The sequence below is a fragment of the Sedimentitalea sp. genome (assembly GCF_039973035.1).
Classification (GTDB): Bacteria; Pseudomonadota; Alphaproteobacteria; order Rhodobacterales; family Rhodobacteraceae; genus Sedimentitalea.
The window spans coordinates 360,222-374,792 of record NZ_JBDWLR010000042.1; the positions used below are offsets into that span (position 1 = coordinate 360,222).

14 protein-coding genes are annotated in these 14,571 nt (G+C 58.2%); 7 read left to right on the plus strand and 7 right to left on the minus strand.

Annotated features, from left to right (window positions below):
* Window positions 1–135: 135 nt before the first annotated feature.
* Entirely contained in the window at window positions 136–1,008 is an 873-nt protein-coding gene (locus ABJO75_RS10415; protein WP_348129930.1) for a glycosyltransferase family 2 protein, read from the plus strand.
* Between the two features lie 5 nt (window positions 1,009–1,013).
* Here the strand turns inward: ABJO75_RS10415 and ABJO75_RS10420 are convergent, their stop codons facing one another.
* The 4 genes from ABJO75_RS10420 to ABJO75_RS10435 all read right to left on the minus strand — a co-directional run bounded on the left by ABJO75_RS10420 (window position 1,014) and on the right by ABJO75_RS10435 (window position 4,505).
* Window positions 1,014–1,682, minus strand: a complete 669-nt coding sequence (locus ABJO75_RS10420) for an META domain-containing protein (protein WP_348129933.1) — start codon at window positions 1,680–1,682, stop codon at window positions 1,014–1,016.
* 176 nt (window positions 1,683–1,858) lie between these two features.
* Window positions 1,859–2,734 carry an alpha/beta hydrolase gene (locus ABJO75_RS10425; RefSeq protein WP_348129936.1) on the minus strand — a complete coding sequence of 292 codons (876 nt, stop codon included), beginning with the start codon at window positions 2,732–2,734 and terminating at the stop codon, window positions 1,859–1,861.
* Window positions 2,731–4,113: a M20/M25/M40 family metallo-hydrolase gene (locus tag ABJO75_RS10430; protein ID WP_348129939.1), complete on the minus strand. Its 1,383-nt coding sequence runs from the start codon at window positions 4,111–4,113 to the stop codon at window positions 2,731–2,733. The genes ABJO75_RS10425 and ABJO75_RS10430 overlap by 4 nt, the downstream gene beginning before the upstream one ends.
* A gap of 62 nt (window positions 4,114–4,175) precedes the next feature.
* Window positions 4,176–4,505: a 5-aminolevulinate synthase gene (locus ABJO75_RS10435; RefSeq protein ID WP_348129942.1), complete on the minus strand. Its 330-nt coding sequence runs from the start codon at window positions 4,503–4,505 to the stop codon at window positions 4,176–4,178.
* Window positions 4,506–5,124: 619 nt separating this feature from the next.
* Between ABJO75_RS10435 and hemA the strand changes: the two genes are divergently transcribed.
* The 6 genes from hemA (at window position 5,125) to ABJO75_RS10465 (ending at window position 11,452) form a co-directional block, all read left to right on the plus strand.
* The gene (gene hemA / locus ABJO75_RS10440) at window positions 5,125–6,348 is read left to right on the plus strand and encodes a 5-aminolevulinate synthase (protein WP_348129945.1); all 1,224 of its coding nucleotides are present in this window, start codon (window positions 5,125–5,127) and stop codon (window positions 6,346–6,348) included.
* A gap of 121 nt (window positions 6,349–6,469) precedes the next feature.
* On the plus strand, window positions 6,470–7,684 hold the full coding sequence (locus ABJO75_RS10445) for a RodZ domain-containing protein (protein ID WP_348129948.1): 1,215 nt from the start codon (window positions 6,470–6,472) through the stop codon (window positions 7,682–7,684).
* Between the two features lie 73 nt (window positions 7,685–7,757).
* Window positions 7,758–8,888: a flavodoxin-dependent (E)-4-hydroxy-3-methylbut-2-enyl-diphosphate synthase gene (gene ispG / locus ABJO75_RS10450; RefSeq protein WP_348129951.1), complete on the plus strand. Its 1,131-nt coding sequence runs from the start codon at window positions 7,758–7,760 to the stop codon at window positions 8,886–8,888.
* 268 nt (window positions 8,889–9,156) lie between these two features.
* Entirely contained in the window at window positions 9,157–9,870 is a 714-nt protein-coding gene (locus ABJO75_RS10455) for an ABC transporter permease (RefSeq protein ID WP_348129954.1), read from the plus strand.
* Window positions 9,863–10,606 (plus strand): ATP-binding cassette domain-containing protein, encoded by a 744-nt coding sequence (locus ABJO75_RS10460; RefSeq protein WP_348129957.1) that lies wholly within the window; start codon window positions 9,863–9,865, stop codon window positions 10,604–10,606. Before ABJO75_RS10455 ends, ABJO75_RS10460 begins: the two co-directional genes overlap by 8 nt.
* A gap of 27 nt (window positions 10,607–10,633) precedes the next feature.
* On the plus strand, window positions 10,634–11,452 hold the full coding sequence (locus tag ABJO75_RS10465; protein ID WP_348129960.1) for a substrate-binding domain-containing protein: 819 nt from the start codon (window positions 10,634–10,636) through the stop codon (window positions 11,450–11,452).
* 18 nt (window positions 11,453–11,470) lie between these two features.
* On the opposite strand, the gene mmsB is transcribed toward ABJO75_RS10465, so the two are convergent.
* The 3 genes from mmsB to ABJO75_RS10480 are packed head-to-tail and all read right to left on the minus strand — an operon-like array spanning window position 11,471 to window position 14,543.
* Window positions 11,471–12,346: a 3-hydroxyisobutyrate dehydrogenase gene (mmsB, locus tag ABJO75_RS10470; RefSeq protein WP_348129963.1), complete on the minus strand. Its 876-nt coding sequence runs from the start codon at window positions 12,344–12,346 to the stop codon at window positions 11,471–11,473.
* 10 nt (window positions 12,347–12,356) lie between these two features.
* The gene (locus ABJO75_RS10475) at window positions 12,357–13,394 is read right to left on the minus strand and encodes an enoyl-CoA hydratase/isomerase family protein (protein ID WP_348129966.1); all 1,038 of its coding nucleotides are present in this window, start codon (window positions 13,392–13,394) and stop codon (window positions 12,357–12,359) included.
* 6 nt (window positions 13,395–13,400) lie between these two features.
* Entirely contained in the window at window positions 13,401–14,543 is a 1,143-nt protein-coding gene (locus ABJO75_RS10480) for an acyl-CoA dehydrogenase family protein (protein ID WP_348129969.1), read from the minus strand.
* Window positions 14,544–14,571: the final 28 nt, after the last annotated feature.

Below are 14,571 nucleotides of genomic sequence, written 5' to 3' on the forward strand. Positions count from 1 at the left end.
GAGAGAGCAGGGCGCGGTCCTCTTGTATCTGGTGTGGATGTCCGGAGCGACGGAAACCCGAAATTAGAAATTCTCTTATACCGGCATTGCCGCTAAGACTAAGCCAAAACGCAAACAGCGAGCAGGATTGCTTACATGCAGACAGCGGCGGCCCTGACGATGGTGCGTGACGACGCCTTTTTTCTCAAGGCGTGGCTGCGCCATTATGGTGGTCTATTGGGCCGGGAAAACTGTTACATCGTGAACCACGGGCGCGGCGAGATCGTTGCCGATCTTGCACAGGGCTGCAACGTGATCGGGATACCGGGCGACGCCCACAAGAATTTTGACATGAAGCGGTGGCGGTTGCTGAACAACCTCGTAATGGGGCTGCGCTGCTACTACGATCATGTGATCGTTGGCGATGTGGATGAACTTGTGGTGCTGGATCCCGAGGCTGGCATCGATCTGCCACAGTTCTTGAGCAGTGTTCCACCCAACCGGGTGCTGACGCCTCTGGGGCTTGAGGTGATCCACCGGATTGAGTTGGAGCATGACAGGATTGAGGATCACATCCTCGGACCGCGCAGACATGTCCGGCCAGCTCCGCATTACTCAAAACCCTGCGTGGTCTCGGCAGGGACCAAGATCGCACGCGGTGGACACTTCACCCAATACGAGAGGCTGCACACGCCCGATCATCTGTATCTTTTGCACCTGAAATTCTGTGACCAGGGCGCCTATTCCGAGGCGATGGACCGGCGCAATGCGATGAGCGCCGCCACGGGCGCAGGCATCAAGGAGGCTTCGATTGGCCGCCATTGGTTTGCCGAGGTCCGGGGGGAGGACCGCGCAGTGTTCGAGGCGTTCTCAGCCTTGAAAATTCAGGACGGGTTTGAAATGGGCCCGTTGCGCAGACGCATGCACAGAACATGGAAAAAGCGCGGGGAAACAGGATATTGGGAGTTTGATCGACCTGATTTCGATACTCAATACCTGCTGCCGGAACGTTTCAGCGGGCTTGTTTGATCCGGTTACTTGCGTCGCGCCTTGATTGATTTCCCGTTCTCGCCGGTCAGGATCAACGCGCCGGTTTCATCAACGCTGGCGCGAAGTGGTGCGGCGATGCTTTCAAAGAATTTCTGCTCTTGATTGCTGATCGCAGGCGGACAGGCCTTTCGCGTGGCGGCCAGAGGGCCAAAGCTGAGCGTCTCGGCCGTTAACTCGTAGCTGCCGGAATAGCGGTTGCAACCTCCGCTGCCCGAAACCTGCCCGTCTGAACCAAAAGTAAGGGTGGTTTGCAGGATATCCATGACACCCTCGCCATTGATGTCTTCGACCAGCCATTCGCCGCCGGTCAGGTCCAGTGCCGGTGCTGCAACTTGTTTGAGCATGAGCAGGCCCAGATCGGCCTCCGTCTGCGTGGGATCGACCGAATGTATGGTGTCGGTGGTCCAACGCAATTTGCCGTCGCTGTCGCGGATGATGGCGCGCACCGCATATGTGTTGCCGGTATTCAGGCTGTCTTGCGCTAGCTTGAGTTCAAAAGGGGCGGGTACACGGGCGATTGTGAATTCTGTCTGCGCAATCACAGTCGCCGCAACATCCTGTTTCGAGATGTCGCTGAGGGTGATGGTTGCTGTGCTGTCCGGTAACAGCGCAATGCGCTCGCGATAGCCGATTTGCCCAGTCACTGTGATCATATCAGTCTCCTCCGCATGGGCCGGACCAGAAAGCGAAACAAGCATCGCAAGGCAAGAATACATGATCAATGAGAGGGGGCGCATGATGATGGTTCTCCTGGGTCGGTCGTGACGGTTTCGCCCTCTAGATGGGTGCCTTAGGCGACTGTGCAAGAACGGTTGGAAATGACGCAGGATCATTGATCTGTCAGGAAATCCCGCACGACCTCGGCAGTTTCCATCGGATGCAGATCGGGAAAGAAATGACCGCCGGGCAGGGCGCGGGCACGCATGTTGGTCAGCCGGTCGGACCAACTGGCCGGAACGTCGTATGCTTTGGCCATCGCGCCATCTACGCCGAACAACACAAGCGACGGGCAGGTGACCTGTCGCCCGAGGTCTGCGGCATCATGAGCAAAGTCGTATTGGATCGCCGCGCGATAGTCGTTGCACATTGCGGCGATGGTATCCGGCCAGCGCCAGCTTTGCTTATAGGCATACAGCGCTTCGGGATCAAAATCGTCCAGATCCGCCCCGCCCCATGTGGTGAGGCAATTTTCGTAATACCAGTCGGTGTCCTGCCCGATCATAGTTTCCGGAAATGGCGCGGGTTGGGCGAGGAAAAACCAGTGATAGTAACCGGTTGCCACCTCTTTGCCGAGGTTGTCCAGCAGGAAATGGGTCGGGACGATATCCATCAGAGTCAGGCTGCGCACGGCCTTTTCTGAGTCTAGCGCCATGCGGTGCGCCGTGCGCGCACCCCTGTCGTGCCCGACCAGATGAAAACTGTCAAAACCCAGCGACGCCATCAACGCCTTTTGGTCGGCAGCCATATTGCGAAAGGTATAATCCTGAACCGCATCAGGCTTGCTGCTCTCACCGTACCCCCGCAGATCGGCGGCGATTACCGTGAAACGTTCCGCCAGTGCGGGGGCAATGCCATGCCACATCGCCCGTGTCTGGGGGAAACCATGCAGCAACAGAACGGGCGGGCCATCGCCGGCGTGGGAATAGGCGATGGTCTGGCCGTTCACCTCAGCACTGGCATCGGTGAAACCGGAAAGGACGCTCATGCCCGCGTCAGCGCATCAAGAACGCGCGCCCAGCTGCGGATGCCCTTGTGAAAGCTTGTCAGGTCATACTTCTCGTTGGGCGAGTGGATCGCGTCGTCTTCGTTGGCATAGCCGATCAGCATCGAATCCAAACCCAGAATGTCTTTGAAGAAACCGGCAATCGGAATGGAGCCACCCATGCCCACAATCACCGCCTCGCGCTCCCATTCATCTGACAGCGCTTGCCGCGCGGCCTCGAATTCGGGGCGGTCGGTGTTCATGACCGACGCGGGGGAGCCATCCAGATTTCCGTCCCATGTTACGCGCGCATCGGGCGAAAGCTGCGCCTCGACATGGGCGCGAATGCGCTCGCGCAGACGGTCCGGGTCCATGTCGCCAACCAGTCGGCAGGTCAGTTTGCAATGGGCCTCGGCCGGGATCACTGTCTTGGTTCCCGCGCCTTGATAACCACCCCAGAGCCCGTTGATCTCAAGCGTCGGGCGCGACCATTGCTGTTCAAGTGTCGAATAGGCCTTTTCGCCATGGGCTTGCGTATATCCAACGCCGTTCAGATAGGCCGCTTCGTCAAAGCCTGAGTTCCGCCATTGGCGCAGCATCTCTTCGGATACCTCGGGCACACCTTCATAGAAACCCTCGACTGCCACGGCCCCTGTTTCGGTGTCGTGAAACGAGGCGATTATCCGCGACAGTTCGCGCAGCGGGTTCAGGCCTGGCCCGCCGTAATGGCCCGAATGCAGATCGCGGGTGGGTCCGTGGATGGTGAATTCATCCTTCAGCATGCCACGCAATTGTCCGGCGATAGACGGTACACCTGGAGAGACCATAGACGTGTCGCAGATTAACGCGATGTCCGCTTTCAGCTCTGCGGCATGTTCTTTCATGAATGGCACGAGGCTGGGGGATCCGCTTTCTTCTTCGCCTTCCAGAAAAAAGGTCAGCTTGCAGGGAAGTGTGCCATGCACCGCTTTCCAAGCCCGGCACGCTTCGACAAAGGTCATCAACTGTCCCTTGTCGTCAGAGCTGCCACGTCCGCGAATGATCTTGCCTGCCGGGGTTTCGTGGATGTCCGGATCAAACGGGTCGTGATCCCACAGGTCCAGCGGATCCACTGGCTGAACATCGTAGTGACCATAAAACAGAAGATGCGGGCCGGTGCCGTCCAGATGGCCAACGACCATTGGATGACCCGGGGTTGCGCGCTTTTCCGTTGCGATCCCGAGGCTGTTGAGGTCAGAAACCAGCCAATCGGCGGCCCGGTCGCAATCTGCTGCGTAGGCCGGATCGGTCGAGATTGACGGGATGCGCAAGAGATTCATCAGACGGTCGGTTGCGGCGGGAAGATCGGTATCGATGCGTGAAAGAACATCTGTCAGGGACATTTTCGGCTCCGGTTGATGCGAGTCGCGCCGACCGTATCAGCGCCGCATCGAGTGTCCAGCCGTCAGTGCGAAACCAATATCATGCCGACCAGCACCAAAGCGCCGCCCGAAAGTTGCAAAGGTGTCAGGCGATCACCGATCAGAGCGGCAACGGAAAGAACAAGGATCGTTTCAACTGCAATGATCCCGAGATAAATGACCGACAGGTTCGCCTGTCTGAGCAGCGTGATCTCGGCCAATGCGGCCCCTGCAAGCCCTGTTGCCATGAGCGCCAATGCCAAGGCGTTTATTTGATCAGAGGCAATTTTCATGCCCAACGTGGCAATCGCGTATCCGCTCGCGGTCAGTGCCATGAGTATCACGGTTGTGGTCATGCTGATCTGGGCAGTCATCTTGACCTCTCAATCGAAAAAGGCGTTGGGCGCAGGATAATTCTGCGGTGACTCCCTGTGGTGCACGCTATGCAACCGGAGCATCCGGGCAGGGCGCCACAACCAAGGGCCTTAACCGGTGTTCAGCGTTCGCGGACTTTGCTTGGTGGTGGCGAGTTCGGCAGCAATCGGCCCCGAAGCCATGAAGCGGGTGCCGACTGCTGCCGTATCCTCGTCTGGATCCCGCAAAATAACGGGGTTGCGCTACTCTTTAACTAAAAAAACACATCACAAAAAAACTGACGCCGACGGGGAAGAGAAAAACACTTTACTGACTACCAAACTCCAGAACTTCAAACCGTGAAACGAGTAACTGAACAAAAAAACCAAGGGGTTGAAATCATTACTTAACCTATGAACCCAACATCTCTTTTTACGGCGAAATGAACAAGTCAGGTATTCCCGACCCAATCGACCAAAAGCAGAGCGAGCTTGATCCAGATCAGGACTGCGACATGACGCCCATCGTTATGAGTTGATCATGGGCTGCACAAACTATAATCATTCCAGAACGTGAATGCGGTGCTACCGTATGCCAAAGCTGACGCCCAGTTTGGCAAGACAAAAGATGGAGGAGCGGGTGGACTATACCGCAAAACTCGACACCGCAATTGCGCGCCTGCACGAAGAAGGCCGCTATCGCACGTTTATTGATATCGAACGCCGCAAGGGGCATTTCCCGAACGCGGTCTGGACACGCCCCGATGGCACCGAAGCGGATATCAGCGTGTGGTGTGGCAACGATTACCTTGGCATGGGGCAGAACCCGGTTGTACTTGAGGCGATGAAAACGGCCGCTGATGCGGCTGGTGCCGGGTCCGGTGGGACACGCAACATCTCGGGCACCACAGTTTACCACAAACGGCTCGAAGCCGAACTGGCGGATCTGCATGGCAAGGAAAGTGCCTTGCTGTTCACCAGCGCCTACATCGCCAACGACGCGACACTAAGCACGCTGCCCAAGCTGTTTCCCGGTCTGATCATCTATTCGGATGAACTGAACCACGCCTCGATGATCGAAGGTGTTCGGCGCAATGGCGGGGCCAAACGCATATTCCGCCACAATGACGTTGCCCATCTGCGCGAACTGCTCGAAGCAGATGATCCGGATGTGCCCAAGGTGATTGCCTTTGAATCGATCTATTCGATGGATGGCGATTTCGGGCCGATCGAAGCGATCTGTGATCTGGCAGACGAATTCAACGCACTCACCTATATCGATGAAGTTCACGCCGTCGGCATGTACGGTCCGCGTGGGGCAGGGGTTGCTGAACGCGACAGGTTGATGCATCGGCTGGACATCATCAATGGCACGCTGGCCAAGGCTTATGGCGTGATGGGCGGCTATATCGCTGCCAGCTACAAGATGTGCGATGCCATCCGGTCTTATGCGCCGGGCTTCATCTTTACCACGTCGTTGCCACCTGGGGTGGCCGCCGGTGCCGCAGCTTCCGTGGCCTACCTCAAGAAGGCGCAGGATCTGCGCGAGAAGCATCAGACTCAGGCCCGCATTCTGAAAATGCGCCTTAAAGCCATGGGATTACCAATTATTGACCACGGCAGCCACATTGTGCCTGTCATTGTCGGTAACCCAGTTCATACGAAAAAGTTGAGCGACATGTTGCTGCAAGATTACGGCATCTACGTTCAGCCAATCAATTTCCCAACGGTGCCGCGCGGGACAGAGCGGCTTCGCTTTACACCGTCGCCAGTGCACGGCCCCAAGGAAATGGATCGCCTTGTCACCGCAATGGACGCCCTTTGGTCGCATTGTGCGCTGAATCGCGCCGAACTCTCTGCTTGAAATCAAGCCTGTGTGCAAAATGCTTGTGCTGTGTTAGCATAATCTAAAGAAGAGCGTGAACGAGTCGATAGGGACGACTCAAAACGCTGTGACGGGACGCAGCAGTCGAGATGGGGCAGGCATGATTGGGCGCAAGCAAACGCGCAAATCAGAGGTCGAAGAGGATATCGTGAAACCCAAGGGGTTTGACGACTTTGAACTGCGTCTAGGTGATACGATGCGCGGCGAACGCGCGACGATGGGCAAATCGCTGCTCGATGTGCAGCGTGAATTGCGCATCAAGGCATCCTACGTCGCCGCGATCGAGAACTCCGACCCTTCTGCGTTTGACACACCCGGATTTATTGCCGGTTACGTGCGGTCCTACGCGCGTTACCTCAATATGGACCCGGACGAGTCCTTTTCTGCGTTCTGCAAAGAAAGCGGGTTTGCCGTCGCGCATGGCATGTCCGCAGCGGCATCGACGGTCAAAAAACAGGATACCAGCTCTGGAAACGCTGGCCGGGACAGCCTGAGCGATCCGTTCACCACACCCAACACGCCATTCATCCCGTCACGGGAGAGTGCGTTCAGCCATATTGAGCTGCGTGCCGTTGGCTCGATGCTGGTGCTGTTGGCTTTGATTGGTGGCATCGGCTATGGCGGCTGGAGCGTGCTGAAGCAGGTGCAGCAGGTGCAACTCGCCCCAGTTGAGCAGGCCCCTGTGGTTCTCTCGGATCTTGATCCGCTAAAAAGTGCAATTCAGAGCGATGAAGACGAGGTGACAACGCCACGGGCCGAGGCGCTGGATCGTCTCTATCGGCCGCAGGCGCTGGACGTGCCGGTCCTGGTGGCGCGCGACGCGCCGATTTCGACACTTGATCCGCGCAACGTGGGAACGTTCAGCCAGCCTGACCTGCCCGATGTCCAGATGGCGGGAAATATGCAGAGCTACGATCCTCGCCTTGATGGGCCACGGCCCGAAGGTGTGCTTGTCCCACAGGTCGTCGAAGACGCAGCGCCGCTGTTGCAGATGGTTGCCGTGCGCCCATCCTGGGTTCGTGTGACGTCCGCTGACGGGACGGTGATCTTTGAAGGCATCATGGAAGGTGGTCAAAGCTATGATGTGCCGCTGACCGAAGAGCCGCCGACCTTGCGAGCAGGCGAGTCCGGCGCAATCTATTTTGCCTATCAGAACCAGCATTTTGGTCCAGTCGGAGAGCGTGGCCGGGTCACCTCCAAGTTGCCGCTGTCCATCGACACGGTACAGGATCGGTTCCAAGTTGCCGATCTTGAGCAGGACCGCGATCTTGCGCGTATGGTCGCAGAAGCGAACACCACGCCGATACAACCCTGAACCGGCCATTGCCGTTGACGTCTGGGCGAACTATCTAGAGGCTGCAATCCACACGGAATATGGACCTGTCGTCATGTCGCTCAATCCCGTTCGTCCTTGGCGCAACATTTACCGCCGCGAATCCCGCCGGATCATGGTTGGCAATGTGCCTGTGGGTGGGGATGCTCCGATAACCGTACAGACGATGACCAATACGCTGACCACCGACGTGGCGGCGACGGTGGCGCAGGTGCAGGCCGCGGCGGACGCAGGCGCGGATATCGTGCGGATTTCAGTCCCGGACGAGGCGTCATCCAAGGCATTGAAAGAGATTGTTGCCGAAAGCCCGGTGCCGATTGTTGCGGACATTCATTTTCATTACCGGCGTGGTATCGAGGCGGCAGAGGCGGGGGCGGCTTGCCTGCGGATCAATCCCGGCAATATCGGTTCTCCCGAGCGCGTGCGCGAAGTGATCGGCGCGGCGCGGGACCATGGTTGCTCGATCAGAATCGGCGTCAATGCGGGAAGCCTCGAGAAACATCTGCTCGAAAAATATGGCGAGCCTTGTCCCGATGCGATGGTCGAGAGCGGTTTGGAACATATCCGTATCCTGCAGGACAATGATTTCCACGAATTCAAGATCAGCGTGAAAGCGTCTGATGTGTTCATGGCGGCGGCGGCCTACCAACAACTGGCCGAAGCGACCGATGCGCCTATCCACTTGGGCATCACCGAAGCGGGCGGCTTCGTTAGCGGCACGATCAAATCAGCGATCGGGCTTGGCAATCTCCTCTGGATGGGAATCGGCGATACCATCCGTGTCAGCCTGAGCGCGGACCCGGTGGAAGAGGTCAAGGTCGGCTACGAGATCCTGAAATCTCTGGGATTACGGCATCGCGGCGTGAATATCATCAGCTGCCCAAGCTGTGCGCGGCAGGGCTTTGACGTGATTAAGACTGTCGAGGTGCTGGAGCAGCGTCTGGAACATATCAAGACGCCCATGAGCCTCTCGATCATTGGCTGTGTGGTGAATGGCCCCGGCGAAGCATTGATGACGGACGTCGGCTTTACCGGTGGCGGCGCCGGGAGCGGGATGGTGTATCTTGCGGGCAAACAAAGCCACAAGATGGGCAATGAGGCCATGATTGATCACATCGTCGAGCAGGTCGAAAAGAAGGCCGCCGAACTCGATGCAGCGGACGTGGCGGCGCAAGCAGCAGAGTAAGCTCTTTGCCGGTTCATGCTTCGCAGGTATCGGCAATGCTGTGAAAGATGGACCTGTGTGATCGGGAGCGTTGGCCTGAATTCTTCGGGCAATCGCGCTGTACTTTCCCGAAGCCAACAAATTCAAGAACCAGTCCGTGGACCCGTCTCTCGCAGCCGTGCGCGACACAATTCTGTTTGGGTTTGCGGTGTGCAATCAGGGATGACGGCTAGTGATTTATATGCCATGAATTGCATAATATCCGGCGGAACGCGAAATTTCGGAGAAAATGCAGAGTTTTTCGCAAGAATTCACATCGGCCATGGCACTGATTCTCACCGGGGACTCAGATCTTTGGGCGATTGTGCTGCTTTCCTTGAAAGTTTCCTTGATGGCTGTGCTGATCGCCGCTGTGATCGGCATGCCTTTAGGGGCGGCGTTGGCAGTTGGTCGGTTTCCGGGGCGGCGGCTCGTCGTCGTCTTGCTGAACGCGCTGATGGGTTTGCCGCCGGTGGTGGTTGGTCTGCTGGTCTATCTGATGTTGTCCCGCTCGGGGCCGTTGGGCGTTCTGCATCTGCTCTATACACCAACCGCGATGATCATTGCGCAGGTGGTATTGGTGACGCCGATCATTGCCGCACTTACGCGCCAGACGGTTGAAACGCTGGATGACGAATACGCCGAACAGCTACGCAGTATGGGCGTGTCGCGTCTGGCCTCGATTCCGACACTGGTCTGGGATGGCCGCGTTGCGCTTTTGACGGCACTGCTGGCCGGATTCGGACGCGCGATTGCCGAGGTGGGTGCGGTGATCATGGTCGGCGGCAACATCAACCATGTCACGCGCGTCATGACCACGACGATTGCGCTGGAAACATCCAAGGGAAATCTGGCGCTGGCCTTGGCGCTCGGGGCAATTTTGATCGGAATCGCCGTGAGCGTTACCGGATTGGTCAGCCTGCTCGCATTGCGCGAAGGGCAGGGAGAGATGCGCCATGCGTGATCTCCTGTCTGACGAAGCATTTGGCCAACCCCTGATCGAAGCGACTGACCTTCGGATCGGACGAAATGGCGGAACGTTGTTGGATGTCGCGCATCTGGCGCTGGACGCTCCGGGACCTACGGTGATTCTGGGACCAAACGGCGCGGGCAAGAGCCTGTTGTTGCGTTGTCTTCACGGGCTTATCGCGCCGGATCGCGGGCAGGTGCGCCAGAACGGGTCGCTGCTCAATGCCACAACGCGGTCGCAGCAGGCGATGGTGTTTCAAAAACCGGTTCTGTTGCGCCGATCCGTTGCCGCGAATCTGGATTTTGTCCTGAAACGACAAAAGTTATCCCGATCCGAACGCAAGGTGCGTATTGCGCTGCTTTTGGAAGAGGGCGGTCTCGCTGGCAAGGCCCGGCAACCTGCGCGCAGCCTGTCAGGCGGTGAAGCGCAGCGGCTTGCGGTATTGCGGGCACTGGCGAGCGTTCCGGATATCCTGTTTCTTGACGAACCGACCAGCGCGCTGGACCCGGCGGCGACACAGGATATCGAGGCGATGGTTTTGCGTGCGGCGCGGCGCGGGACACGGATCATCATGGTCACCCATGATATTGGTCAGGCCCGGCGTTTGGGCCATGACATCGTTCTGATGCAGGCCGGGCAGATCGCGGAACATGCGCTCGCACACGACTTTTTTGACTCTCCACAAAGCCAGGCGGCCCGGCGGTTCCTGGCGGGGGCGCTGGTTTTGTAATCCTAAACACTGATGGAGACTAAGAATATGATCGGGAAATTTGTCCGAGGCCTGACTTTGGGTTTGGCGCTGACCTCTGGGGCGGCGGCGCTCGCGGATGAGAACTTTATTGTTGTGCAATCCACAACGTCGACACAGAACTCGGGATTGCTGGACGCGATCCTGCCCACATTTAAGGACAAGACCGGCATCGAAGTGCGGGTCGTGGCGGTCGGCACCGGGCAGGCAATCAAGAACGCGATGAACGGGGACGGAGACGTCTTGCTTGTTCACGCAAAGCCGGCGGAAGAGAAATTTGTCGCTGAGGGCTGGGGCGTGGCGCGCAAGGACGTGATGTACAATGATTTCGTATTGATCGGACCGGAAGAGGACCCCGCAGGTATCGCCGGTGGTGACGATATTGTCGCGGCACTGAAAGAGATTGCCAGTGCCGAGGCCCCGTTTGCGTCGCGCGGGGATGACAGCGGTACCCACAAGGCAGAACTGCGCCATTGGGGTGCTGCGGACATTGATGTCACAACGCACTCAGGCGACTGGTATCGCGAAACCGGGTCGGGCATGGGCGCGACGCTGAATGCGGCCGCCGGGATGGATGCCTATGTCCTTAGCGACCGTGCCACATGGATCGCCTTTGGCAACAAGGACGGCATGGATATCCTCGTCGAAGGCGATCCGCGCCTCTTTAACCAATACGGTGTGATCCTCGTGAACCCGGAGCAGCATCCGGACGTCAAGGCTGCCGAAGGGCAGAGCTTTATCGACTGGTTGACCGGTGCTGAGGGGCAGGCGGCGATCGCAGGCTATCAGCTTGACGGGCAGCAGCTGTTCTTTCCTAACGCGGAATAACCATTCGCGGGCGAGGGATCAGCTCTCTCGCCCGCGTTTCTCGAAACGCGGCAACATCGCGCTAAAGTCGCGGCCTTTGCCATCCTCGCTCTCAACAAACTGCGCATAGAGCGCTTGTGCCAACTGGCCCATCGGTGTGTCCGCGTCGGCACTTTCGGCGGCTTGCTGACTCAGACGTAAATCCTTGAGCATAAGATCCGCTGCAAAACCGGGTTGATAGCCATTGTCCGCCGGGCTTTGCGGGCCGACACCGGGGGCAGGGCAATAGGCATTCATCGTCCAGCTATAGCCGGATGACGTGCTGACCACGTCGAACATTTTCTGCCGGTCCAGACCCAGTTTGTCGGCAAGCGCAAAGGCTTCGCATGTGGCAATCATGGTGACGCCAAGGATCATGTTGTTGCAAATCTTGGCGGCTTGTCCGGCACCGGCTTCGCCGCAATGCACTGCCTTTTGACCCATGATTTCGAACAATGGCGCGGCCTTGGCGAATGCTGCCTCGCTGCCACCGGCCATGAAGGTCAACGTGCCCGCCGACGCGCCGCCTACGCCGCCGGACACCGGCGCGTCGACGGCCAGCAACCCGGCCGCTTCGGCATCCGATGCAACGGCGCGGGCGCTGTCCACATCCACGGTCGAGCAATCGACCAACGCCGCCCCTTTGGCCATTGCCGGAATGATATCGGCGGCAACGGAACGCAGGATCGCGCCGTTGGGAAGCATGGTGATGACGACCTCGGCGTCAGTTGCGCATTTGGTGGCAGTGTCTGCCATGGTCACGCCGTCAACACTCACCTCGGCCATGTCGAACCCGATCACCTCGTGACCGGCTTTGGCCAGGTTGGCGGCCATTGGCGCTCCCATGTTACCCAGACCGATAAATCCGATTTTCATGACATTCTCCTCATGTTTCAAACTTCAACCCATCCACGCCAAGCGGGGCAAGCATCCTGTCAATGGCGTCGCGCGGAACCGGCTGGTTCGCGAATTTCCACTGCGGGTTGCGATCCTTATCGATGATCGCGGCGCGGATACCTTCGAGAAAATCGCCCTCTTGCATGGCCCGGTGGGTATAGCGGTATTCCATCCTCAGCGCGCGGTACATATCGGGGGTTTCAGCCTGAAGGTAGCGGATGATCTCGATCGCGCAAGCCATGGCCAAGGGCGAATTGCGCTGCATGACAGCGAGCGTGTCTTGGGCAAATGTGCTGCCGTATGCAGCAAGCTGTGACTGAATTTCAGCCAGATTCGGCGCATCAAACAGCCTGTTGATTTCTGGCAAGAGGTTCAGAAGGTCGGCCTGGGGCGGCGTGTGGGCATGGGATATAATATGGTCGACTTCGCCGCTGGCTTCGAGGATCTGGATCAGATCATCCCATTGCGCGCGGGGTATGAAGTGATCCGCAAAGCCAGCCAGAATCGCGTCGCTTGCGTTCATACGCGCCGCAGTAGTGCCGAGATAGACACCGAGTTGGCCCGGAGCGCGCGCCAAAAGATAACTGCCCCCGACGTCCGGCACGAGCCCGATACCACATTCGGGCATCGCAATGCGGCTGCTTTCTTCGACCACGCGATGGCGACCGTGACAGCCGATGCCGACACCACCACCCATGGTGTATCCTTGCATGAAACTGACCACCGGTTTCGCATAGGTCGCCAGCAGCGCATTCAGTCGGTATTCATCCCGCCAGAAGGACTGACCATAATCGAAATCACCACGCATGCCCGTTTCATAAAGCTCGGCGATGTCACCACCGGCACAGAACGCCTTGTCACCCTCGGCGTCAATGATGACGAGGGCTACTTGTTCCTCTTCGCGCCACAGATGCAGCGCCGTATCAATGGCCATGCACATGTCATGGCTAAGCGCGTTGAGCGCCTTCGGGCGGGTCAGGGTGATCCGCCCGGCGCGCCCTTCAACGCGGATGTTGATATCGCTCACGTTGACCTACCGCGCGGCGAGCATATTCCGCGCGACGATCACGCGCATGATTTCGTTGGTACCTTCGAGAATTTGGTGAACCCGCAAATCGCGGACCAGCTTTTCGATCCCGTAATCCGCGAGATAGCCGTAGCCGCCGTGTAATTGCAGACATTGATCGACGATCTTGCTGCCGGCTTCGGTCACGAACTTCTTGGCCATGGCACAATGCTTGGAGGCATCGGGCGCGCCTTGATCCAGTTTCCATGCCGCCTGGCGCAGGAACACCCGCGCGGCCTGCAGTTCGATTTCCATGTCGGCGAGTCGAAACTGCAATCCCTGGAACTGGTCGATGGAGGTTCCGAATGCCTTACGCTCTGACATGTAGGTCAGCGTCAAGTTCAACGCCGTCTGTGCCGCTCCCAACGAGCAGGACGAAATGTTCAGGCGTCCACCGTCAAGGCCCATCATGGCATATTTGAAACCTTGACCTTCGTCTCCGACCAAATTGTCGGCGGATATCTTGCAATCGTCAAACTGCACTTGTGCGGTGGGTTGCGAACGCCAGCCCATCTTGTCTTCCATCGCACCAAACGACAGGCCGGGTGTGCCATCCTCGACATAGACGGTCGAGATCCCCTTGGGACCCGCATCGCCGGTCCGCACCATGCAGACATAGGCGTCGGAATATCCGCCGCCGGATATGAACGCTTTGGTGCCGTTCAACACATAGCCTTCGTTGGTTTTTTCCGCGCGGGTCTTCAGCGCGGCGGCATCACTGCCGGAACCCGGTTCTGTCAGGCAATAGGACAGCACGGTTTCCAGCGACAGCACACCCGGCATGATCCGCGATTTCATCTCGTCGCTGCCGAAAGTGTCGAGCATCTTGGCGCACATATTGTGGATCGACAGGAATGCCGCAACGGACGGGCAGGCCATGCTCAGGGCCTCGAACACCAACGTGGCGTCGAGCCTGCTCAGACCCGAACCGCCGGAGTCTTCGCTAACGTACAGCCCGCCAAAGCCCAGCTCGCCAATCTGTGGCCAGAGCGATTTTGGTATTGTGCCCTCACTCTCCCATTGCCGTGCGAAGGGGGCGATGTTTTCCTGTCCGAACGCATGCGCCATATCAAAGATGGCGGTTTGTTCTTCACTCATTGCAAAATCCATGCAGATCTCCTCCAACGCATCGAATTGA